The organism is Streptomyces sp. NPDC102402 (assembly GCF_044765765.1).
In the GTDB taxonomy this organism is placed as follows: Bacteria; Actinomycetota; Actinomycetes; order Streptomycetales; family Streptomycetaceae; genus Streptomyces.
On the sequence record NZ_JBIWKR010000004.1, the window covers coordinates 274,711 to 296,113 of the forward strand.

Genomic DNA, 21,403 nt, shown 5'->3' on the forward strand with positions numbered 1-21,403 from the left:
CGGGTCAGACGTACCGGTAGAGCCGTCCGTGGTCCATGAGCTGTGAGGGCGCCACGTCCCAGGGCGGCATCGGCCGGTCGAACGGGAAGACCCGCTCGTGCTGGGGGTCGTCCGCGGGAAGTGCGCGGGCAGGCAGATAGCGCGAGCGTGGATGCGCCTTCTGCCAGCGCGCCCAGAGCAGGTCGATGTACGCGTGATGCAACCAGAAGACGGGGTCGTCGGGCGACGCGGCACCGGCCATCGACCCGCCGATCCAGCGGTGCACGCGGTTGTGGTTGGCCACTCCCCTGCCGCCCCTGATGCCCCAGCCCTCGATCCTGTTGCGGAAGCCGGTCGTGCTGACACTGTTCCAGGGCGCCGCGTCGTAGACGGGGTCCTTCAGCGCACGCTCCACCTCCGCGGCGCCCGGCAGCGTCACGGGTGAGGAGGGCCGGCCGAAGTTGCGCCGCAGGAAGGGGTCGTCGGTGACCCCGCCGCGGATCCGCCAGTTCCCCTGCCGGTAGGCGAACGGCCCGGTCATGACCTGCCGGTCGCCGGGCCTGCCGTTGCCGCCGAGGAAGTCCTCCCCCCAGAGCGAGGCGCTCGCCGTGTCGTCGCGGGTCCAGTCCCAGTACGGAATCGACACGCGGGAGTCGACGGCCTGCAGAGCCTGCTCGAACTCCAGCAGGTATCTGCGGTGCCAGGGGAAGAAGGAGGGGGTCATGTGGGCGGGCCGCGGCCGGCTCTCGGCGTCCGTGACGTAGTACTGCCGGTGCAGGGAGACGAAGTCGTCGTACCGTCCCGAGCGCTTGAGCTCCAGGATCGCGTCGATGAGTCGTCTCTTCTCCGTGCGCGTGAGATCGCGCTGGTTCTTGCGGCTGTGCATCCGTACTCGTCCTCGGTGCTCAGATGGTGTGCGGGGAGACTGCGGACAGCTGGGCGGTGCCGAGTTCGTCGACCGCCGCACGCGCCGTCTCCAGGAGGGTCGGGAACGACTCGTAGTGGTTGACGGTGCTGAGGTAGGTGCCGTCGGCGCGCCGCATCACGTGCAGGGGCCGTCCGTCGACGCGGACGTCGGCCCCGGACGACGCGGCGGCGGGTCCCGCGGCGCCCGCGCCGGGCCATGCGCCGGCCGGTACGACAGCAGTGGCCGTGCCCTGGATCTCGCGTCCCTTGTACAGCTCGGAGAAGCGCTCCGGGCCTACGGCGTCGCGCTCCTGGGGCGCGGTGGCCGGGGCCTCCGCGCTCTCGAGGAGAACCGGGGCGAGCGCGCCGCCGGTGGCGGCGACCACGGCCGCGGTGAAGACGGTGCGCAGCACCGCGCGGCGGGCAGGGCGCGGGGCACCGGCCGGTTCCGCGCCCGTGTCGGTGGTCGGATTCATGGTGGTGTACCTCCTTCTCGTCACTCCTGCGGGGTGTCTCGTCCGAGTGGGCAACGAGACGGGGCACGAACGGTTCTCGTCCTCCGGGCATCGGGCGACCGTGGGAATTCTCCGGCCCGCCCGGCCGTGTCGGCCGCCCGGCGCCGCCCGCCGGTCCAGCATGGCGGTCCGAACCCCCGGAGGTTGTGCATGAACGCGCCGACACAGATGTCCACGGACCGCGTGCGAGGGACGGCCGGTGCCGATCTGGCCGACCCGGCCTTCTGGCGGCTGCCACGGTCCGAACGACTGTCCGCTTTCGCCCGGCTGCGGGAGTTCGGCGCACCGGTCCGCTTCACCCCCCGTACGGGGTCGCGCACGCCGTTCCACGCCCTGGTGACGTACGCGGACGTGAAGACGGCCAGCCGGCAGCCGCAGGTATTCGCCAGCGCGCCCGGTGTCACCACTCCCGAACCCGCGCCCTGGGCCAAGGCGGTGTTCGGCAATTCCATGGTCAACATGGACGGTGCCGAGCACGCCGGGCTGCGCAGGACCATCTCCCGCGCCTTCACCCCGAGGCTGCTCGCCGCCGCCGAGGAGAACATCGGTGACGTGGCCCGGCGGCTGGTGGACGAGATGGCCGCCGAGGGCCCGGGGGACTTCATGCGTTCGGCTCCCTCCCGCATGCCGTTCGAGGTCATCTGCGACCTGATGGGCATCCCCGCACGGCACCGGGCCGCCATCGCCGCGCGCATCGACCACGCGTCGGAGTACGTCGGGGTGCAGAGACGCGGGCGCGCCCGGATCCGGGTCCCGGGGCGTGGTCTGCGCTCACTGGCCCGCATGCAGCTGGAGATGGCGGGCATCGCCCGTGAGAGGCGCCGCGTCCCGGCGGACGACGTGATCTCCGCTCTCGTCCGCGCGGACGTGGCAGGACAGGCCCTCTCCTCCCGTCAGCTCGGGGCCTTCTTCTCGCTGCTGCTCGTGGCCGGTGTGGAGACCACCCGGAACGCCATCGCCCATGGGATGGTCCTGCTGAGCTCGCATCCGGAGCAGCGTGCGCTACTGGAGTCGGACTTCGAGCGCTACGCCGACGGCGCGGTCGAGGAGATCGTGCGCCACTCGACGCCGATCATCCAGTTCCGACGGACCGTGGCTGCCGAATGCACGGTCGGCGGACACGATTTCCGGCCCGGGGAGAAGGTCGTGCTGCTCTACGCGTCAGCGAACCGGGACGCGTCCGTCTTCGATGATCCCGATTCCTTCGACATCACCCGATCGCCCAATCCTCACCTCGGATACGGCGGCGGTGGACCGCACCACTGCCTTGGGGCGCATCTGGCGAAAATGGAGATGAAGGCCCTTTTCCGCGAAATGCTCACGCGACTGGAAGGGGTCCGGACCTCGGGCGAACCGGATCTGGTCGATTCGAATTTCGACAACCGCATCGGATCCCTTCCCTTCACCTTCGACAAGGTCACCCGAACGGCCCGCCCCGAAACTCCGCGTGTCGCGAATGGTCTATCCACGGGTGGTCCCACAAGACGTTGTTGAATGTTTCTCCTTAGGGTCGACAGGGTCGGATACAGGCCGTAATCCAAGGAGGACCCGTGCCCGCACAGCGCCGTCTCGTCAATTTCGGCATCGGGGCGACAGCCTTCTGCCTCCTCGTCGGCGGCGCGGTCCTCGCCGATCGCGACACCGCCGGCACCCAGGCCGGCAAGGGTGCGGCCCCGGGAGCGCCGGAGCCCGGCCCTGCGACCGCCATCGGCGCCTACCTGGACTACGGGCCGGCGGGTGTGCGGCGGATGGCGGAGCTGTCGCGGTGGCTCGGCGGTACGGAGCTGCGCGTCGGTCACAGCTACCTGCCGGGCGACGTGTGGCAGAACATCGAGGGCCGCCCCGGCTTCCTGGCCGCGTGGGCGGCCTGGCGGAAGGCCGACGACGACCGGATGTTCGTGCTCAACACGCCGATGCTGGAGCGGAACGAGGAGCGCGTCCCCGACTACGAGGTGCGCGGCCTGCTCAAGGCAGGCGCCGCCGGGCAGTTCGACGAGCACTTCCGCAGGCTGGCCGAGCGCCTGGTCCTGCTGGGTGTCCCTGACACCGTGATCGTCCTCGGCTGGGAGATGAACGGGACGACGTACACCCATCGCTGCGACCCCGACCCGGTCGCGTGGAAGGCGTACTGGAAGCGCATCGTCACCACGATGCGGTCCGTGTCCGGCCAGGAGTTCCGCTTCGACTTCGCTCCGTCCAGAGGACGGGACGCGGTGCCCTGGACGGAGTGCTACCCGGGCGACGACGTCGTGGACATCATCGGGATGGACTCCTACGACCAGCCTCCGGCGCAGACCTTCGACGAGCAGGTGAACGAACCGTACGGGTTGCAGAAGCAGGTCGACTTCGCGGCCGAGCGCGGCAAGCCGATCTCCTTCCCGGAGTGGGGGCTGTTCCGCAACGGTGACAACCCCGAGTACATGCGCCGCATGCTGGAGTGGATCGAGCGGCACGAACCGCTCTACCAGACGATCACGGACTACTGCCCGCACGGAGTGTGGCAGTGTGCGGAGAATCCGGAGTCCTCACGTGTGTTCCGCGAGATGCTGAGCGGGCTCCCGGACGCCCCCGTGCCCGGCGAGCCCAGCGGGACGCCGACGGCGCCCAAGCCCGACAAGCCCACGCCGACGGCGCCGGTCCCGGGCACGAACGAGCCCGGATGGTGCATCACCGTCCCGCTGAGCGAATGGTTCGGCCAGTGGCTGCGCGACCGTGAGTTCTGCGTGAACGACTGAGGCCCGTCCTGACGGATCGCCCGTACCGGCGCCGTCCCGCGGAGGTGGTCCGCCTCGCCGTGGGACGGCGCCGGCCGTTCCGGCGGCCTCAGGCTGCGTGGGAAGAGCGTGCCGGCAGGTGCCACGCGCTCCCGCACCGCGGATCCGACCCCGGCACCTCGGCGGTCGCCGGGGACGATGCGTATCGCCTGCTCACCATCCGGTCCACAGAAGGTGGTTGATCAGCAGGGCGACGGCGGCCTGGGCGGCCAGCCAGCCGCGCCTGCCGGTGTCCGGCAGCAGGGCGGCCGCGGGAATCAGCCAGACGACGAAGGGCTGCCAGATCCGCTCGGTCTCCGCCTTGCTCATCCCGGACAGGTCGGCCACGACGAGGGCCAGGAGCGCGGTCAGGGTGAGGAGGGCCAGCCGTTGCGGGGCGGTGGTGGTACCCGACGGCAGGGCTCGCAGGGCGGCAGGGGCGGCGGCCGCCGTGCGGCGCAGGCCGGCGACGGTGGCGAGGCCCACGGCGAGCGTGGTGCAGGCGAGATTCGCCCAGACCCAGTAGGAGTAGGGGCGGACGCCGCCCGCACCCTGGTAGTAGCGCTCGACCAACTGGTGGTAGGCCTCCCACCAGTTGAAACCCGCCAGCGTGAAGGCCACCGGAGCGGCCAGGGCACCCAGCACGAGGAGGCCGAGGGGGCGCGCAGTCCGGGCGATGGCCAGGACCGCGACCAGCAGGGCCGCGATGAGTGTCAGGCCGTAACTGAGGTAGCAGGTGAACCCGAACAGGAGTCCCGAGCCGAGCGCGGCGGCTGCGGGGAACCGGACCGTGCGTGTCGCCGCGAGGGCGGCCAGGGCGACGGACCAGGCCGCGACAGCGGCGAAGTAGCCGTCCGCCGAGGTCCCGGCCCAGACGGCGAAGGGGGCCAGGACGAGGAACGGAGCCGCGCGCCGGGCGAGGTGCTCTCCAGCCAGGGCACGCACCGCGACCATGACGGCCACGGCCGTGGAGCCGCCGAGCACGATGCACCAGATCCCCGCCCATGCCCCGCCCCCGAGACCGATCCGGTCCAGACCGACGAAGGTGAGGGTGGCGCCCGGCGGGTGTCCGGCGACGTGGGCGGGCCAGTTGCCGGGCGGGCCGATCACGATGTGGTCGGTGAATCCGCGCAGGGCGGCTCCGATGTCGTCGAAGCGGTCGATGACCCGCAGGTACTCGTGCTTGGTGGTGAGTCTGCGGGCAACCCCCCGGTACCAGCCCTCGATCAGGGCCAGCGAGAGGATCCAGGCCACGGACACCCCCCAGCAGCCGAGGAGCAGACGGCGCCAGGCGAGCCGCTCCGCGACGCGGGGCCCGTAGGCGACGACCGCCACGGCCACGGCGATCGCGGCCGGTGTGCCGGGGCCGAGGTGCGGGTCCCACGAGGCGAGGAGCGGGGGCCAGTGGACCTGCAGGCTGCCGTTGCTCTCCTGGATGACCCATCCCACGACGGCGGCCACGGCCACCAGCAGGGCGCCCGCGGCCGCGGCCGTCAGGTCCCGGCGGCGGCCGGTCCGAAAGGCGGGCCGGCCGTCGAAGCGCCCGGGTCCGGTGGGTTCGAGCGGTCGGATGCTGTCACTGTGCTGCTCGGTCGTCACGCACGCACGCTACGCACCGGGAGGGCGTGTCGGCCGGTGCGACGCCCCCGCGTCACACAACCGTCAGATCCGAGATCCGGGATCCGGGATCCGGGATCCGGGGCACGCTCCCGTCCGGAGGCGGACGTCAGACTTTCGTCAGGAGTCGCGGGCCACCGGAAGCGCCGTCCCCGCCATAGCGTCGGGGCCATGGGCGACACACGTCGGAAGACCACAGCACGACTCTCCTCCCTGCCCCTGCCCACCCGGCCCGCCTTCTGGCGCAGCCCGGTGCGCGGGGTCCGGTTCACGGCCGTACTCGGTGTGGTGCTCCTCGCCGGTCTCACCCTGCTGTTCGTGACGGGGCTCGTGTCGTACGCGGCGTACAACCCGGATCTGGCAGCCGTGAACGACAAGACGCCGGACAAGGGGTGGCTGGGCTTCTACCTGTTCGACTGGCCCACGGAGCCCCGCTGGCTGTACCGCCTGAACCAAGGGGTGCACGTCACGCTCGGCATCGTGCTCGTGCCGGTGCTGCTGGCCAAGTTGTGGTCCGTGATCCCGAAACTCTTCGCGCTTCCTCCGGCACGGTCCCTCGCTCACGCCCTGGAGCGCCTCTCGCTGCTGCTGCTGGTGGGCGGGGCGCTGTTCGAATTCCTCACCGGGCTGCTCAACATCCAGCTCGAGTACGTGTTCCCAGGCTCCTTCTATCCGCTTCACTTCTACGGTGCGTGGGTCTTCTTCGCCGCGTTCGCCGCCCATACGGCGCTGAAGCTTCCCCGGGCGCTGCGCGTGCTGCGCGACGGAATTCCCGCGCAGGAGGACGAACTGGCGTCTCCTGACCCCCTGGAGCCGACCGTGTCCCGGCGCGGTGCCCTGGCCATCGTGGGAGCGGGGTCGCTCGTACTCCTGGTCACCTCGGTGGGACGGAGCTTCGACCCACTGCGGCCGACCGCCCTGCTGGCCCCGCACGGAGGCGCCGAACCGGGGCCGGGACCCGACGGCTTCCAGATCAACAAGACCGCCGCGAAGGCAGGCATCGTGCCGGCCGAGGCGGGAGAACGCTGGCGGCTCACGCTCGTCGGACCGGCCGGGGAGGTACGCCTGTCCCGCGGGCAGCTCGAGGCCATGGAGCAGTACGCCGCGGCGCTGCCCATCGCGTGCGTGGAAGGCTGGTCGACGTCGGACCAGTGGTGGCGCGGGGTGCGGCTGCGCGATCTCGCCGCGCTCGCGGGCTACGGGGGCGAGGCGCCGGGGGTGCTGGTGGAGTCGCTCCAGCGCAGCGGGTCGTTCCGCACGGTCGCGCTCCGGGACAACCAGGTGCGCGACGCCCGGTCGTTGCTGGCGCTGGAGGTGAACGGTGCGGCGCTGTCGCCGGACCACGGGTATCCGGCGCGCGTCATCGTGCCCGCCGCGCCCGGCGTGATGAACACCAAGTGGGTGGCCCGTATGACGTTCGGAGATCTGTGATGAGGGTGCTGCGCCGCTGGTACGGAGAGGGTCCGCTGCACCTGCTGCTGATGGCCGCGTCGTTCGCGTCGGCGGGCTGGGCCGGTGTGCGGCTGCTGGACGGGGACGCCTTCCTGGTGCTGGTGTGGTTCGTGGGCGCCGCGTTCGTCCACGACCTGGTGCTGCTGCCGCTGTACGCGTCGGCGGACCGGGCGCTGCGGCTCTGCCGCGCGCGACGGTCCGGTCCGGTCAACTTCGTCCGTGTACCGCTGCTTCTGTCGGGGCTGCTCCTGCTGGTGTGGTTCCCGCTCGTCGTGGGGGACTCGGAGCGTTACGGTCCGGCGACGGGGATGTCGCCCGACAGGTTCCTCGGGAACTGGCTGCTGATCACGGCCGCACTGTTCGCCGTGTCGGCCCTCTGTCTCGTGCTGCGGACCGTGCGCGTACGCCGCAGGGCCAGGAAGGGGCGGCTGCCCGCCTCCCACTGATCGACGGCGTCCCAGCCGTCCGACCGCGCGTACTCGAGCAGCGCGGACACACCGACCCTGGCCCAGGGGAAGTGGGGGGCGGAGCCCACGCTTCCCCGCCCGTCGTCGAGCCGGACCTGGACCTGTTCGTCCACCTCGTGCGGAGCCGCCTCGGTGATGAGCAGTCCGCCGGGTGCCAGCAACGCCGCGACCCGGCGGAGCAGCGCCCGGGGGTCACCGCCGATTCCGATGTTGCCGTCGATGAGCAGCGCGGTGCCCCAGCGCCCTTCGCCCGGCAGCGGCTCGAACACGCTCCGGCGGAGTGCCGAGCCGCCGAGGCGCTGGGTGTGTCCGACGGCGGCGTCGCTCACGTCGATGCCCAGGGCACTGTGCCCGCGTGCGGCGAGCGCCGCGACCAGCCGTCCCGGGCCGCAGCCGATGTCGATGACCGTGCCTTCGCTGCGGCGGAGCGCCGAGAGGTCCGCGGCGTCGGCGTCCGCGCACCAGCGTTCGACGTCCAGTGGCAGCAGCCAGCCGTCCGCCCGGCGCAGGAAGAGCGGGCCGCAGCCCCTGCTCAGGGCGCGTGCGTAGGGGTCGGTCGCCCAGGCGGCGGGGCCCGGGCCTGCCGCGGGTGTCACCGTGCTCATCGGACCACCGGCCCGCCGAGTCGGGACAGGGCGGCGGCGAACCGTCCGTCGGGAGCGTCGGCGGCGACGTGCAGGGCGTCCTCCGCGGTGTCCACGTCGCGGAGTTCCGGCAGATCCCGCACGGTGAGCCCCGCGTCGACCAGGCGGGCCCGCTGAAGTCCTCCCGTGCAGGGGAGGGACATCGGGACGCCCTGGACGAGGCCGGGGTCGGGCCTGGCCATGCCCAGTGCCCAGAACCCGCCGTCCTCGGCGGGGCCGAACCAGGCGTCGCAGCCTTCCCAGCCGTCCGGGGCGAGTGCCGGCGCCAGGAGGGGTGCGGTGATCTGCGGGGTGTCCATGCCGATGAGGACGGCCGGTCCCGCGCACAGGCCGAACGCGGCGGCGATGCGCCGGTCTAGCGTGCCCGCGCTCTGCGGAACCACGTCGAACCCCTCAGGCAGCCAGGGGCCCGGGCGCCCCTCGAGCACGAGGACACGCCGCAGGGCGGGCAGTGTGAGCACGGTCCGCAGGGTGTCCTCGATCGAGGCGGCCGCCAGTTCGGCGGCCTCGTCCGGAGTGAACGGCGGAGTGAGCCGGGTCTTGACCCTGCCGGGGACCGGTTCCTTGGCGATGACCAGCAGCGTCGTCCCCCCGGTGGGGTGCGCGGGCGCGCTCATCGGGCCGCCTCCGCCCTGACGCCGCGTCCGGCGGTCCGCTCCGGCTCCCGCAGAACCGCCCGCATGTCCCGTACGGCGTTCCAGGTGCCCCGCCAGGTGCCCGTGACCTTGGACCTGCCGGTCCTGGGGAGGTACGGCACGTCCGTCTCGGCGACCCGCAGTCCCGCGTCCGAGGCGCGCACCACCATCTGGAGCGGGTAGCCGCTGCGACGGTCCGTCAGGTCAAGTGCCAGCAGCGCCTCGCGGCGTACGGCCCGCATGGGCCCGAGGTCGTGCAGCCGCAGGCCGGTGCGGCCACGGAGCATCCGGGAGAGGGCGACGTTGCCCGCGCGCGCGTGCAGGGGCCAGGCGCCACGGCCCGTGGGACGTCGTCTGCCGAGGAGCAGATCGCTCTCCCCCGCGGCGATCCGGCGGACGAAGCCGGGAAGCAGGGCAGGGTCGAGCGAGCCGTCGCAGTCGCAGAAGCAGACGTACTCCGCTTCGGCGGCGAGCAGCCCCGCGTGGCAGGCGGAACCGAAGCCGCGGCGCGGTTCGTCCACGACGGTCGCGCCGAGGGAGCGGGCGATGTCCGCCGACCCGTCGGTGGAGCCGTTGTCGACGACGACGGCCCGCCACCCGGCGGGGACGCGGGCCAGCACCTGGGGCAGGGCCGCGGCCTCGTCGAGACAGGGCAGGATGATGTCGGCGCGGACGGAGTCGGCGGAATCAGCCGGAGAAGTGTCGGTCACGTGGATCACCCTACGGAGCAGAAAGCGACATTTCGCCCTTCAGGTTCTTACGAAACGTGGACGTCGACCGTGTGGCGGCCGGGGGCTGTCCGTCCGGCGTGCCGGGAGTGCCACAGTGGGCCGTATGCAGAACATCTCCTCCGCCCCGGGAGCCCGGGTCGTGACGTCCCCCGGGCACGCCGTGCCACGCGGTCGCGTACTCGTCGTGGACGACGATCCGACCGTCCTGGAGGTCGCCACCGGATACCTGGAGCGCGCGGGATACGACGTCGACCACGCGGACGCGGGTCCCGCGGCCCTCGCGCGCTTCACGGCCCGGCGCCCCGACCTGGTGGTGCTCGATCTGATGCTTCCGGGGATGGACGGGTTCGAGGTCTGCCGCCGGATGCGCGCGCACGGAGCGGTGCCCGTCATCATGCTCACCGCGCGGGGGGACGAGGACGACAGGATCCTCGGCCTGGAGACGGGCGCGGACGACTACGTCACCAAGCCGTTCAGTCCGCGTGAACTCGTGCTGCGCGTCGACTCCGTCCTTCGCCGTGCCCGTCTGGTCCAGGTCCCCTCCCCCGCAACGCTGGGCGGCGCGGGGCTCGTCCTGGAGCCCTCGGCCCGCCGGGCGTCCCGCGACGGCCGGGACCTCGCGCTCACGCTCCGCGAGTTCGACCTGCTCGCGTTCTTCCTGGGCCGTCCCGGACAGGCGTTCACCCGTGAGGAGCTGATGCGGGAGGTCTGGGGCTGGGACTTCGGCGACCTGTCGACGGTGACGGTGCACGTGCGCCGTCTGCGCGGCAAGGTCGAGGACGACCCGGCACGTCCCCGCCTGATCCAGACGGTGTGGGGCGTGGGCTACCGCCTGGACCTCCCTGCCGATTCCGCCCCCGGGGAGCTGAACCGGTGACCGACATCCTGCTCATCGCGCTCTTCGCGTTCCTGGGTGCCGCCGCGGCGGGACTGCTGGGCGCGCTGGCTCTCCGGCTGCTCCGCCACCGGCCCCTGGCGGTCTCCCTGACGGTCGTCGCAGCCGTGGCGGTGACCGCGATGCTCGCCGGTACCCTGACCGTGGCCTGGGCGATGTTCCTCTCCCCGCACGATCTGACGGTGGTGACGACGGTCGTCGCCATGGCCGCCGTGGTGTCCCTCGCGACCGCGGTGCTGCTGGGACGCTGGGTGGCTGCCAGGAGCCGGGACCTGACGCTGGCCGCCCGCTCCTTCGGTGACGGAGGTACCTTCGCCGCTCCGGCGGGGCAGGCGACCGCCGAACTCGCGGCGCTGACGCGCGAACTGGCGGCGACCAGCGCGAAGCTCGAGAACTCCCGGGAGCGGGAACGGGCACTGGAGAGTTCGCGCCGTGAACTCGTCGCCTGGATCTCCCATGATCTGCGGACCCCCCTGACCGGCCTGCGTGCCATGTCCGAGGCCCTGGAGGACGGCATGGCCGCCGACTCCGGCCGCTACCTCCGGCAGATCCGGCGGGAGGTGGAGCGCATGAACGACATGGTCGGTGACCTCTTCGAACTGTCCCGGATCCACGCGGGTTCGCTCACGCTGACCCCCACCCGGATCTCCGCCCACGACCTGGTCGGCGACGCGCTCGCGGGGGCTCATCCGCTGGCGCGGGAACACGGGGTGCGCCTGGTCGGCGACCGGGTCGAGGCCGTTCCGGTGGAGGTCGACAGCAAGGAGATGAGCCGTGTCATGGGCAACCTGCTGATCAACGCGATCCGTCGGACGCCGGCCGACGGGACGGTCGCGGTGGCCGCGCGGCGCGCGTCGGACGGCGTCGTGTTCTCGGTGACCGACGGGTGCGGCGGGATCCCCGACGAGGACCTGGCGCGCGTGTTCGACACGGGCTGGAGGGGCAGTCACGCCAGGACCCCTCCGGGGGGTGCGGGCCTGGGGCTCGCCATCGTCCGTGGGATCGTCGAGGCGCATTCCGGGCGGGCCGGGGTGCACAACGTGTCCGGCGGGTGCTGCTTCGAGGTCACGCTTCCGGTGGCGGCCGGCTGAGCGCCGGCCGGCGCACGTCCCCACCGCGCACTGCGCAGGGGGAGGACACGCTCACACCGCGCCGCACGGGGGGGGCATGCTCACACCGCGCTGCGCAGGGGGGCGACGGCGAACTCCCGCATGCCCGCCCCGAAGTCCGTCTCCGGTTTCCAGCCGAGCTCCTCACGGAGCCTTCGCGAATCCGCCGTCACGTGCCGGACGTCGCCGAGCCGGTACTCGCCGGTGACCACGGGCTCGGGGCCACCGTGGGCCGCGGACAGGGCAGAGGCCATCTCGCCGATGGTGTGGGGTGTGCCGCTTCCCGTGTTGTACACGTCGAACGTGCCCGGCTCGCGCTCTCCCAGGGCCGAGAGCGCCACCGCGTCGGCCGCGGCGACATCCCGTACGTGCACGAAGTCGCGCCGCTGGCGGCCGTCCTCGAACACCCGGGGCGCCTCGCCCCGGGCCAGCGCGGACCGGAAGAACGAGGCGACCCCCGCATAGGGGGTGTCGCGCGGCATCCCCGGGCCGTACACGTTGTGGTAGCGCAGCGAGACGGCCCGGCCGCCGGTGGCACGGGCCCAGGCCGAAGCGAGGTGCTCCTGCGCGAGCTTGGTCGCCGCGTACACGTTGCGCGGATCCGCGGCCGCGTCCTCGGTGACGAGGCCTGGCACCAGCTCGGCGCCGCAGACGGGGCACAGCGGCTCGAAGCGGCCGGCCTCCAGCTCGGCCACCGCCCGCGGCCCGGGGCGGACGGAGCCGTGCCGGGGGCAGTCGTACCGTCCCTCGCCGTAGACCACCATCGAGCCGGCGAGTACCAGGCCGCGGACCCCGGCCGCCGCCATCTCGCCGAGCAGGACCGCGGTGCCGAGGTCGTTGCATCCGACGTACTCCGGGGCGTCCGCGAAGTCCTTGCCGAGGCCCACCATCGCCGCCTGATGGCACACGGCGTCGATCCCGGTCAGCGCCCGGGCGACCGCGTCCCTGTCCCGTACGTCGGCGACGGTCAGCCGGACACCGGGCGGAAGGTCCGCGGCGGCCGAGGCGGCCCCCGCCCCGGCCGGTCCGTGTGCGGAGGGCAGGAGTGCGTCGAGGACGACGGGCTCGTGTCCACCGGAGACGAGTGCCCGGACGATGTGTGACCCGATGAAGCCGGCTCCGCCGGTGACCAGTACGCGCATGGCCGCCACGCTAGGCGTCCCGGATGCGGGAAGGGCGGTACGGCACGCCCACGTCACAGGACCGTAAGGACCGTAAGGACGCCGGTTGCGGCCGGAGTGCGGTGTGTCCTGGCGCCCGCGCGGCCGGACCTCGCCCGTCCCGCTCCGACGCGCCGCTTCCCGATCACCGGCGTCTCTTCGATACTGGTTGCCGTACGCACCTGAGAGAAGTTGATCGGATTCACGCTGACGGCCGGTCAGCACGATCGGCCGGCCGGCGCACTCTCCCCAGGAGGAACCGTTGCGCATGCTCATCAACGTGCCGGAGACCGTCGTCGCGGACGGACTGCGCGGAATGGCCGCCGCCCACCCGGAACTCGTCGTGGACGTGGAGAACCGTCTCGTCGTCCGGCGTGACGCGCCGGTGGCCGGGAAGGTGGGCCTCGTCTCCGGCGGAGGGTCCGGGCACGAGCCGCTGCACGCGGGGTTCGTCGGGCCCGGGATGCTGTCCGCGGCGTGTCCGGGCGAGGTCTTCACCTCGCCGGTGCCCGATCAGATGGTGCGGGCCGCCGCCGCGGTCGACAGCGGCGCCGGGGTGCTGTTCGTCGTGAAGAACTACACCGGGGACGTACTCAACTTCGACATGGCCGCGGAGCTGGCCGAGGACGAGGGTGTCCAGGTCGCGAAGGTCCTGGTCGACGACGACGTGGCGGTGGCCGACAGCACGTTCACCGCGGGCAGGCGCGGCACCGGGGCGACGCTGTTCGTCGAGAAGATCGCAGGCGCGCTCGCCGACGAGGGGGCTCCGCTGGAGCGGGTGGAGTCCATGGCCCGGCGCGTGAACGGGTCCTCGCGGAGCTTCGGGGTGGCGCTCAGCTCCGTCACCACACCGGCGAAGGGCTCTCCGACGTTCGATCTCCCTCCGGGCGAACTGGAACTGGGGATCGGGATCCACGGCGAGCCGGGCCGGGAACGCCGCCCGATGATGACCTCCGGCGAGATCGCCGACGTCGCGGTCGACGCGGTGCTGGAGGACCTGCGTCCCGGTGGGCCCGTGCTGGTGCTGGTGAACGGCATGGGCTCGACGCCCCTCCTGGAGCTGTACGGGTTCAATGCGGAGGTGCAGCGGGTGCTCTCGGAACGGGGCGTGGCGGTGGCTCGTACCCTGGTGGGCAACTACGTGACGTCGCTCGACATGGCGGGCTGTTCGGTGACGCTCTGCCAGGTGGACGAGGAGATGGTGCGCCTCTGGGACGCACCGGTCGAGACGCCCGCCCTCCGCTGGGGCCGGTGAAGGGATGGCTGGGGCCGGTGAACGGACTGTCCACCGTGTGAAAGGAACAGGAGATCTTGTGCTGCTGGACACCGATTTCTTCCGTCGCTGGATGGCCGCGACCGCGGCCGCCATGGACCGTGAGGCGGACCGGCTCACCGAGCTCGACGCCGAGATCGGGGACGCCGATCACGGGAGCAACATGCGGCGCGGCTTCGCCACCGTGGGCGACGTCCTGGACAAGGAGGCCCCCGGCGCGCCGGGCACGGTGCTCACCCTCGCGGGCCGGCATCTGATCTCGACGGTCGGCGGAGCGTCCGGGCCGCTGTACGGGACACTGCTGCGCCGCACCGGAAAGGCTCTGGGGGACACGCCGGAGGTGACCCGGGAGCAGCTGGCGGATGCCCTGGGGGCGGGCGTCGCCGCGGTGGCGCAGCTCGGCGGGGCCCGGGCCGGCGACAAGACGATGCTCGACGCGCTGCTCCCGGCGGTCGAGGTGCTGGGCTCCTCGTTCACCGAGGCACGTGACGCGGCGCTGGCCGGCGCTCTGGAGACCGTCCCGCTGCGGGCGCGCAAGGGCAGGGCCAGCTATCTGGGCGAGCGCAGTATCGGGCACCAGGACCCGGGCGCCGCGTCCTCGGCGCTGCTGGTGGCGGCGCTCGCGGAGACCGCAGGACCGACCGGCGGGGGTGGCGCGTGAGCGAGGAGAAGCAGGTCGGGATCGTGCTGGTCTCGCACAGCGGACCGGTCGCGGAGGCCGTTGCCGAGCTGGCCAGGGGCCTGGCGGCCGGTGGCGCGACGGCGCCGGTGGCAGCGGCGGGAGGCACCTCGGCGGGAGGCCTCGGGACCAGTACGGAGCTGATCGCCGAGGCGGCAGGGAAGGTCGACAGGGGCGCCGGGGTCGCGCTGCTCGTGGACCTCGGCAGTGCGGTGCTCACGGTGAAGTCCATGCTGTCGGACGGCGACGAACTGCCCGACGGCGCGCGGCTGGTGGACGCTCCGTTCGTGGAGGGCGCGGTCGCGGCGCTGGTGACCGCGTCGGCGGGGGGCGACCTGGACACCGTGGAGGCGGCCGCCTCCGACGCGTACGGCTACCGGAAGGCGTGAGGGTCCGCGCCGGGGGCGTGCGGTCCTCCGGCACGGGGCGGCACCCGGACCGCCCGACCGGGTGTGGGCCCGTGGCCTCGGGCCTACGTGCCGCAGCGTGCGCCCCGAAGACACCGCACGGCTCCCGGTCGAGGTCCGGGAGCCGTGCGGTGGTGCGGTAGGCGGCCGGACTCAGGCGGCGGGCGCCACCGCCCCGGCCGCGATCCGGATCTGTGCCTGCCGGGTGACACCGTTGACGGTCGCCGCGAGCGTGACGGTGCCGGGGCGGAGCGCGGTGAGCGTGCCCGTGGCCGGGTCCAGCGTCGCGATGTGGCGTCCGCGGGCGCCGTCCGCCTTCCCGATGCGGACGTTCGGGGATCCGGTCCAGTCCACGCTGAGCGGGAAGGCCGCCGGCACGGTCCGCGCGCCCTGGGTCACCTGCGCACGGACGGCTCCGCGCTCCCCCGCGGCAAGTGCGGAGGGGGCGTCCAGGGCCAGTGCGTCGACGTGGGCGCGGGTCTGTGCGGAGATCCAGTCGGGTCCGCCACGCCACGGCTGCAGGCGTGCGGCCGCCTGTTCGGCGGGCGTGACGCGGTCGGCGCCGATCAGGGACCAGCCGGTGAATCCGCCCTCGTCCGCGGGACCGGCCGGAGCCTTCCCGGAGTTGCCGTTGACCAGATACGGGACCCCGTCCACGTGCGAGGCGTGGAAGACCCCGACGTGGCTGCCGATGAGCGCCGCGCCCTTGCCCGTCGTACGGCGGAAGTCCGCGAGCCACCTCTCGACGAGAGCGGCCTCCTTCCGGTCGGTCAGCTGGCTGCCCTTCTGCACGGTCGGATCGCGCGGCGGCACGTGCTCGATCAGCATCACGGAGCCGACGGAACGGTCCTTGGCCGCCGCGTCGAGCTGGGCGCGCAACTCCTTGATCTGGGCGAAGCCGCCACCGCGCAGACCGAGGGAGGACGTGTCGAGCGTGACGACACGGGTGCCCTCGTGGTCGAACGTCCGCTGGGCGGGCCCGAAACGGGCGACGAAGTCGTCGATCTTCCCGCCCATCACCTCGTGGTTGCCCGGGACGTAGTACCAGGGCAGCGAGTCACCCAGCTCCTCCTCGAGGATCTGGCCGGCGAAGGCCAGGTCGGCGGGTGACCCCTCGTCGACCAGGTCGCCGTTGACGACCAGGAAGTCGGGCGCGGCGGCCTTGATCTCGCGCAGGGTGCGGCGGGCCTGCCGGACGATGGCGCTGTCCGGGTCGCGCGCGACGAACTGCGCGTCGGACATCACCGCGAACTGCCAGTCCCGGCCCTCGGTCACCGCGGCGGTGTCGATCAACGGGTCCACGGGGTGGGGCTGTTCGGGCAGTTCCACCGTGGGGGGCACCTGGGCGGTGAGGTCGTCGATGACGATCTCACCGGTGTACTGCCGGGCCGCGGCCGTCTCGGCGAGATAGAAGCGGGACACCGACAACGGCGTCGCCGCGCCCGCCGGTACGGCGAAGGTGACCTGTCGCCAGCCGGTCCAGGTGACGTAGGGCCCCCGCAGCAGCTGATCGGAACCGGCGGCGTCCTTCAGGTGCAGAGTCGGCCAGGCGCCGTTGCCGTCCCCCTTGATCCAGAGGGTGAACGCCTGGGGCCGGCCGGGCACGGCGACGGGCTGCGGCGGAGCGGCGTAGGCGGCGCGCGTCGCCGTCGACCGGGTGAAGTCGTAGGTCAGCCGGAGGCCGGTCCCGGTGTGCCCCTCGGGCGTCGCGGCGAGGGAGCCGTCCGCCCGGGCCTGACTGAACGTCCAGGACCCGGCGTCGTCGAAGTCGGACACGGCCTGCTCGGTGAGGCCGACGCTCACCGCGAGGGTGGTGCTGACACCCGCGACGGTGGCGGTGATCCGGCCCGCTCCGGAGCCGGTGAGGGACCGGACGGTGAAGGACCCCTTGCCGTCGTCGTCGACCGCGAACAGCGTGCGGTCGTAGTCGAGGGTGAGGTCACCCGGCTCGACGGGAGCACTCGTGCCGTGGGCGTCGAGACCGACGATGCCGAAGCTTCCGGTGGCCTCCCCGTCCGCCAGTCCGACGCGGGCGGTGGTGGACCGGATCCGGTCCAGCCGGTCGAGCACGGTGAGCCGGGTCGTGCCGTGGGCGCCGGCCCGCTCGGCCCGTACGTCGGTCGTGCCGCTGCGGCGGGCGGTGAACGTGCCCCGCGCGTCGACGCTGCCGACCGCCGGGCTGACGGTGCGCCAGCGTGGGGCTCCCGCCGCGGGTCCGTAGGTCTCGTCGTAGCCGGCGGCGGTGAGTTGCCGGGTCAGGCCGGGGAAGACGCGCTCGGGGTGACCACCGCGGACCGGGTCGTCGCCGGGGGCCGCGCCCGCGGGCGTACGGGTCTCGACCCAGAACCCCTCGAGCCGTCCGCTGCCGTCGGGGGCGGTCAGGGCGAGACCGTTGGGGACGGTGCGCTCGCTGCCGTCGGACGGGCTGTTCTCGACCTGGAGCGCGTCGCTGCCCGGCTCACGGGCCACGAGGGTCGAGGAGCCCCCGCCGTCGAGGTTGAGGGCGCTGTACGAACCGGCCTCGCGCATCATCTCGCCCAGCTCGGTGAGGGTGACGCCGCCGCTGTCGGTCTGACGGCCGTCGACGGTGAGGACCTGCATGGTCCGGCCGTCCTCGGAGAACCCGACCGCCGTGCGGGGCGCTGCGGTGTTGTTGCCCTCGCCGTCGTGGTTCTGCGCGGCCCCGTCGACGACGAGGAGTTCCCGCCCTCCCACGGCGGTGCGCGGCACGGCCCCGCTGTCGGTTCGCGCCCGGTACTCGATGCCGACCGGGTCACCCGGCTCCAGCCCGGCCAGCAGGCCTGCCCCGGCCTCCCGGCCGACGAGGACCACGGTGTCCTCGGGCACGGGGCCCGACCCCGGCGTGCCCGGCCGGGAGACGACCTTGCCGTCGCGCACGGCCACTTCGGCGACGGGCCGCGCGTCGTCGACGGTCAGCGCGCGGTCGGCGCTGCCCCAGGCGGAGGTGTAGGCGCCCACCCCCTGGGCCGGTACGTCCGCCGCGTTGTAGGCGGTGAGCGGGTGCGTGCCGGAGGGGAGGGTCAACGTGCCCTCGAAGTACAGCTCGAGGAGACGGCCCGCGTTCTGCGGCCCGATGCCCACCGCGCGGTTGACGCCCGGGGCCGGTGAGTGGACCGTCCGGCCGTCCTCGACCCCGGGCCCCAGGGGCGCGCCGGTCTGGTTGATGTCGAAGAAGTCCGCGTTGATCGCGGCGACGGTGCGGCGGCCCTTCCCCGGGTCGTGCCCGGCGGCGAGCTCGGAGACCGGACGCCGGTCCGCGACCTTGCCCGAGGAGAGGTAGTCGGCCCGCACCCCGCTGCCGTCCAGGTCCACGGAGAGGCTGTCGACCCGTAGCCACTTGTCGGACTCGAGACGGTCGTACGAGCTCAGCCGGACGCCGGGCGCGACGGGGCGGGACGCGCGGGCCGTCTCGATGCCGTCGCCGTCCACGACGGATCTCGCCTCTCCCCAGGCGCCGCTCGCGGCCGGTGGCGCGACGGGTCTGAGGATCTCGGCGGTGGTGTGCGGGCGGGGGTCCGGAGTCGGGTCGGCCGCCGCGGGTGCGACGGCTCCGGCCGCCACGGCCGTCACGGTCGCCAGCAGCACGAGTGGCCGCAGGGCGACGCGGATGGTGCCAAGGCCCACAATTCCTCCTGGTGCGGAGCGGATTGCACGCGGAATGCGCTGTCGGCGGACAGCATGACCGGGCCCGGTGGGACGCACCAGAGGACAACAGGGACATCAGGAGGAACAGCGTGCGGCGGAGGAGTGACCCCGGCGAGCCCCGGTCCTCCCGGATCGGTGGCCCTCCGGACGTCCGCACGGCACACTTGACGACATGTCGACAGTCAAGCGCAGCGCCGGGGTCCTGCTCTTCCGGGTCGTCCCCGGCAAGGACGGCCGACCGGACGCCGAGGTGCTGATCGGCCACATGGGCGGACCCTTCTGGGCAGGCCGTGAGGCGGCCGCCTGGTCCATCCCCAAGGGCGAGTACGGACCGGACGAGGAGCCTGCCACCGCGGCCCGCCGGGAGTTCGGGGAGGAGCTCGGGCTGCCGCTCCCGGACGGCCTCTGGGTGCCGCTGGGCGAGGCGCAGCAGTCCGGCGGCAAGATCGTGACCATCTGGGCCGTGGAGGCCTGGCTGGACCCCGGCGACGCTGTCCCGGGCACCTTCACCATGGAGTGGCCGAAGGGGTCCGGGGTGCTGCGTGAGTTCCCGGAGATGGACCGGTTCGCGTGGTGCACACCAGAAGACGCGCTCGCACTGCTGGTGGCGGGCCAGAGGGTCTTCGTGGAGCGGCTGCTCGCCCATGTACGGGAGGACCGCCCGCCCTCGGAGGCGTAGGTCCTCCCGCACGGGATCCGGATTCCGGCCGTGCCCGGCTCGACGACCGGTGCGTCACCGGCTCCGCGCTCTGCTGCCCGCCACGGCGCGGCCCGCCCGGAGTTCGAGCCGCTCCCCGGTGAAGCGGCCTCGGAAGCTCCGGTCGTGCGAGACGACCACGACGGCCCCGGCGTACCGGTCGAGTGCGGCTTCCACTTCCTCGACGAGGCCGGGCGCGAGGTGGTTCGTCGGCTCGTCCAGGATCAGCAGATCCGCCGGGCGGGTCACGAGCCGCGCCAGGGCGAGCCGGCGCTGCTGTCCCACGGAGAGGTCCGCCACCGGCACGGCCAGGTCATCCGGACGGAACAGGCCGAGGGCCAGCAGGTCGTCCTCGTACGCGTCGGGAATACCGGGCCTGCCCGCGGCGAAGGTGGCGAGCAGGGAGCGGCGGGTGGGCCGGACAGGCAGCTCCTGCGGCAGATAACCGATCCGGCCGCGCCGTCGGACCGTACCGGCGTCGGGCGCGAGGTCACCGGCCAGGACGCGCAGGAGCGTGGTCTTCCCGGCGCCGTTGGGCCCGGTGACCAGGAGCCGCCGGCCCGGCTCGACACACAGGGAGGCCATGTCCAGCCGCGTGCCCACGAGGACGGAGTCCAGCTCGGCCACGGCGCCCTCCGTCGATGAGCCGCCACCAGGGGCGAGGGCCTGATCGGCGGTGAAGCTCAGCGGCCGGGGAGGCGCGGGGACGGGCGAGCGACGCAGCTCTTCGAGGCGGGCCCTGGCGGCCCTGACCTGGCCCGACAGCTTGGCCTCGTGCGATCTGCGGTGCTTCCCGAAGCCCTGCATGGGGTCCTTCCCGGTCCCCGCGAGGCGCCGCCCGGAGGCACTGACCAGCTCTTCGGCGCGGTCGACCTCGGCCAGCCACTCCTGGTGCTCCTGGGCCCGGCGGCGGAGGGCCGCGGTCTTCGCCGTCCGGTAGCCGTCCCAGCCGTCCCCGTACCGCGAGACGCTCCGCAGGTCACGGTCGACCTCGATGATCACGGTCGTGGTCCGCTCCAGGAAGGCCCGGTCATGGGTCACGGCGACCAGGGTGCCCCGGTGTGCGCGGAGGTGGTCCTCCAGCCAGCCGACGGCGGCGGCGTCGAGGTGGTTGGTGGGTTCGTCCAGGAGCAGCAGTTCCGGCGCCGCGGCCAGCACGCAGGCCAGGGCCAGCCGGGACTGCTCGCCGCCGGAGAGAGTGCCGAGCGCGCGGTCCCGGGTGAGATGGCCGAGTCCGAGGCCGTGCAGTGCGGCGTCGGTCCTGGCATCCGCCTGGTACCCGCCGCGCTCCTCGTACGTCGTCAGCAGGTCCCCGTAGGCGCCGAGCTGGGCCTCGGTGGGGTTGCCTCGGGACATCGACTCCTCCGCCGCGCGGATCAGCTGTTCGAGGTCGCGGAGTCCGGCGAGCGCGGTGTCGACGGCGTCCTGGACCGTGCGGTGGAGGTCGAGGGTGAGGGTCTGGGCGAGGTGACCGGTGCCGCCGGGGAAGCCGACGGTGACCTCACCGCTGTCGGGAGCCTCCGCCCCGGCCATCAGGCGGAGCAGGGTGGACTTCCCGGACCCGTTCTCGCCGATGACCCCGGCCTTCTCCCCGGGGCGGACGGTGAGGGACACCTGTTCGAGGACGGGCCGGTCCCCGTAGGTCTTGGAGACGTCGTTCAAGGCCAGTTGGGCGCGGGAGCGCTGAGAAGTCATGGGTGCTTTCCCTGAAGTGACATGCCCTCGGCTGCGCGCACGTCGGTGTCACGTGCGGGAGCGCGCTGCGGGGCTGGGGTGTCGGACGACGGAGAGGACTGCGGCGCACGGCGTGGCCCGGAG

The 21,403-nt window shown here is 73.0% G+C and carries 18 protein-coding genes; 9 read left to right on the top strand and 9 right to left on the bottom strand.

Annotated features, from left to right (window positions below; all coding sequences use genetic code 11):
• Positions 1-4: 4 nt before the first annotated feature.
• Together ACIRJR_RS15010 and ACIRJR_RS15015 are read right to left on the bottom strand one after the other, a co-directional pair.
• Complete coding sequence (locus ACIRJR_RS15010) at positions 5-865, bottom strand: tyrosinase family protein (RefSeq protein WP_403779411.1); 861 nt, start codon at positions 863-865, stop codon at positions 5-7.
• Between the two features lie 19 nt (positions 866-884).
• Positions 885-1,361 (bottom strand): tyrosinase family oxidase copper chaperone, encoded by a 477-nt coding sequence (locus tag ACIRJR_RS15015; protein WP_403779414.1) that lies wholly within the window; start codon positions 1,359-1,361, stop codon positions 885-887.
• 189 nt (positions 1,362-1,550) lie between these two features.
• On the opposite strand from ACIRJR_RS15015, the gene ACIRJR_RS15020 reads away from it, so the two are divergent.
• Together ACIRJR_RS15020 and ACIRJR_RS15025 are read left to right on the top strand one after the other, a co-directional pair.
• Entirely contained in the window at positions 1,551-2,894 is a 1,344-nt protein-coding gene (locus ACIRJR_RS15020; RefSeq protein ID WP_403779417.1) for a cytochrome P450, read from the top strand.
• Between the two features lie 56 nt (positions 2,895-2,950).
• On the top strand, positions 2,951-4,135 hold the full coding sequence (locus tag ACIRJR_RS15025; RefSeq protein ID WP_403779420.1) for a glycoside hydrolase family 26 protein: 1,185 nt from the start codon (positions 2,951-2,953) through the stop codon (positions 4,133-4,135).
• A 192-nt stretch (positions 4,136-4,327) separates the two neighbouring features.
• Here ACIRJR_RS15025 and ACIRJR_RS15030 read toward each other — a convergent pair whose 3' ends face one another.
• Complete coding sequence (locus ACIRJR_RS15030) at positions 4,328-5,752, bottom strand: hypothetical protein (RefSeq protein ID WP_403779423.1); 1,425 nt, start codon at positions 5,750-5,752, stop codon at positions 4,328-4,330.
• A 189-nt stretch (positions 5,753-5,941) separates the two neighbouring features.
• Here ACIRJR_RS15030 and ACIRJR_RS15035 point away from each other — a divergent pair, with 189 nt between their 5' ends.
• Positions 5,942-7,201 (top strand): molybdopterin-dependent oxidoreductase, encoded by a 1,260-nt coding sequence (locus ACIRJR_RS15035; protein WP_403779426.1) that lies wholly within the window; start codon positions 5,942-5,944, stop codon positions 7,199-7,201.
• A 310-nt stretch (positions 7,202-7,511) separates the two neighbouring features.
• Here ACIRJR_RS15035 and ACIRJR_RS15040 read toward each other — a convergent pair whose 3' ends face one another.
• Genes ACIRJR_RS15040 through ACIRJR_RS15050 form a run of 3 tightly spaced genes read right to left on the bottom strand, consistent with a single transcriptional unit; the run spans position 7,512 to position 9,678 of the window.
• Entirely contained in the window at positions 7,512-8,294 is a 783-nt protein-coding gene (locus ACIRJR_RS15040) for a class I SAM-dependent methyltransferase (protein WP_403779429.1), read from the bottom strand.
• Positions 8,291-8,950, bottom strand: coding sequence for a DUF2064 domain-containing protein (locus ACIRJR_RS15045; RefSeq protein WP_403779432.1), 660 nt, complete (start codon positions 8,948-8,950; stop codon positions 8,291-8,293). The genes ACIRJR_RS15040 and ACIRJR_RS15045 overlap by 4 nt, the downstream gene beginning before the upstream one ends.
• Entirely contained in the window at positions 8,947-9,678 is a 732-nt protein-coding gene (locus ACIRJR_RS15050; RefSeq protein ID WP_403779435.1) for a glycosyltransferase family 2 protein, read from the bottom strand. Before ACIRJR_RS15050 ends, ACIRJR_RS15045 begins: the two co-directional genes overlap by 4 nt.
• Positions 9,679-9,802: 124 nt before the next feature.
• On the opposite strand from ACIRJR_RS15050, the gene ACIRJR_RS15055 reads away from it, so the two are divergent.
• Both ACIRJR_RS15055 and ACIRJR_RS15060 read left to right on the top strand, forming a co-directional pair.
• Positions 9,803-10,576, top strand: a complete 774-nt coding sequence (locus ACIRJR_RS15055; protein WP_403779438.1) for a response regulator transcription factor — start codon at positions 9,803-9,805, stop codon at positions 10,574-10,576.
• A complete protein-coding gene (locus ACIRJR_RS15060) occupies positions 10,573-11,685 on the top strand; it encodes a sensor histidine kinase (RefSeq protein ID WP_403779441.1) in 1,113 nt (370 codons plus the stop codon). Before ACIRJR_RS15055 ends, ACIRJR_RS15060 begins: the two co-directional genes overlap by 4 nt.
• Positions 11,686-11,765: 80 nt before the next feature.
• On the opposite strand, the gene ACIRJR_RS15065 is transcribed toward ACIRJR_RS15060, so the two are convergent.
• A complete protein-coding gene (locus ACIRJR_RS15065; RefSeq protein WP_403779444.1) occupies positions 11,766-12,845 on the bottom strand; it encodes an NAD-dependent epimerase/dehydratase family protein in 1,080 nt (359 codons plus the stop codon).
• A gap of 280 nt (positions 12,846-13,125) precedes the next feature.
• Here ACIRJR_RS15065 and dhaK point away from each other — a divergent pair, with 280 nt between their 5' ends.
• The 3 genes from dhaK (at position 13,126) to ACIRJR_RS15080 (ending at position 15,204) form a co-directional block, all read left to right on the top strand.
• Entirely contained in the window at positions 13,126-14,118 is a 993-nt protein-coding gene (gene dhaK / locus ACIRJR_RS15070) for a dihydroxyacetone kinase subunit DhaK (RefSeq protein WP_403779447.1), read from the top strand.
• 61 nt (positions 14,119-14,179) lie between these two features.
• On the top strand, positions 14,180-14,797 hold the full coding sequence (dhaL, locus tag ACIRJR_RS15075) for a dihydroxyacetone kinase subunit DhaL (protein ID WP_403780323.1): 618 nt from the start codon (positions 14,180-14,182) through the stop codon (positions 14,795-14,797).
• Positions 14,794-15,204, top strand: a complete 411-nt coding sequence (locus tag ACIRJR_RS15080; RefSeq protein ID WP_403779450.1) for a PTS-dependent dihydroxyacetone kinase phosphotransferase subunit DhaM — start codon at positions 14,794-14,796, stop codon at positions 15,202-15,204. The genes dhaL and ACIRJR_RS15080 overlap by 4 nt, the downstream gene beginning before the upstream one ends.
• 171 nt (positions 15,205-15,375) lie before the next feature.
• On the opposite strand, the gene ACIRJR_RS15085 is transcribed toward ACIRJR_RS15080, so the two are convergent.
• Positions 15,376-18,867 (bottom strand): phosphodiester glycosidase family protein, encoded by a 3,492-nt coding sequence (locus tag ACIRJR_RS15085; protein ID WP_403779453.1) that lies wholly within the window; start codon positions 18,865-18,867, stop codon positions 15,376-15,378.
• A gap of 193 nt (positions 18,868-19,060) precedes the next feature.
• On the opposite strand from ACIRJR_RS15085, the gene ACIRJR_RS15090 reads away from it, so the two are divergent.
• Positions 19,061-19,567 (top strand): NUDIX domain-containing protein, encoded by a 507-nt coding sequence (locus tag ACIRJR_RS15090; RefSeq protein WP_403779456.1) that lies wholly within the window; start codon positions 19,061-19,063, stop codon positions 19,565-19,567.
• 54 nt (positions 19,568-19,621) lie between these two features.
• Here ACIRJR_RS15090 and abc-f read toward each other — a convergent pair whose 3' ends face one another.
• The gene (gene abc-f / locus ACIRJR_RS15095) at positions 19,622-21,280 is read right to left on the bottom strand and encodes a ribosomal protection-like ABC-F family protein (RefSeq protein WP_403779459.1); all 1,659 of its coding nucleotides are present in this window, start codon (positions 21,278-21,280) and stop codon (positions 19,622-19,624) included.
• Positions 21,281-21,403: the final 123 nt, after the last annotated feature.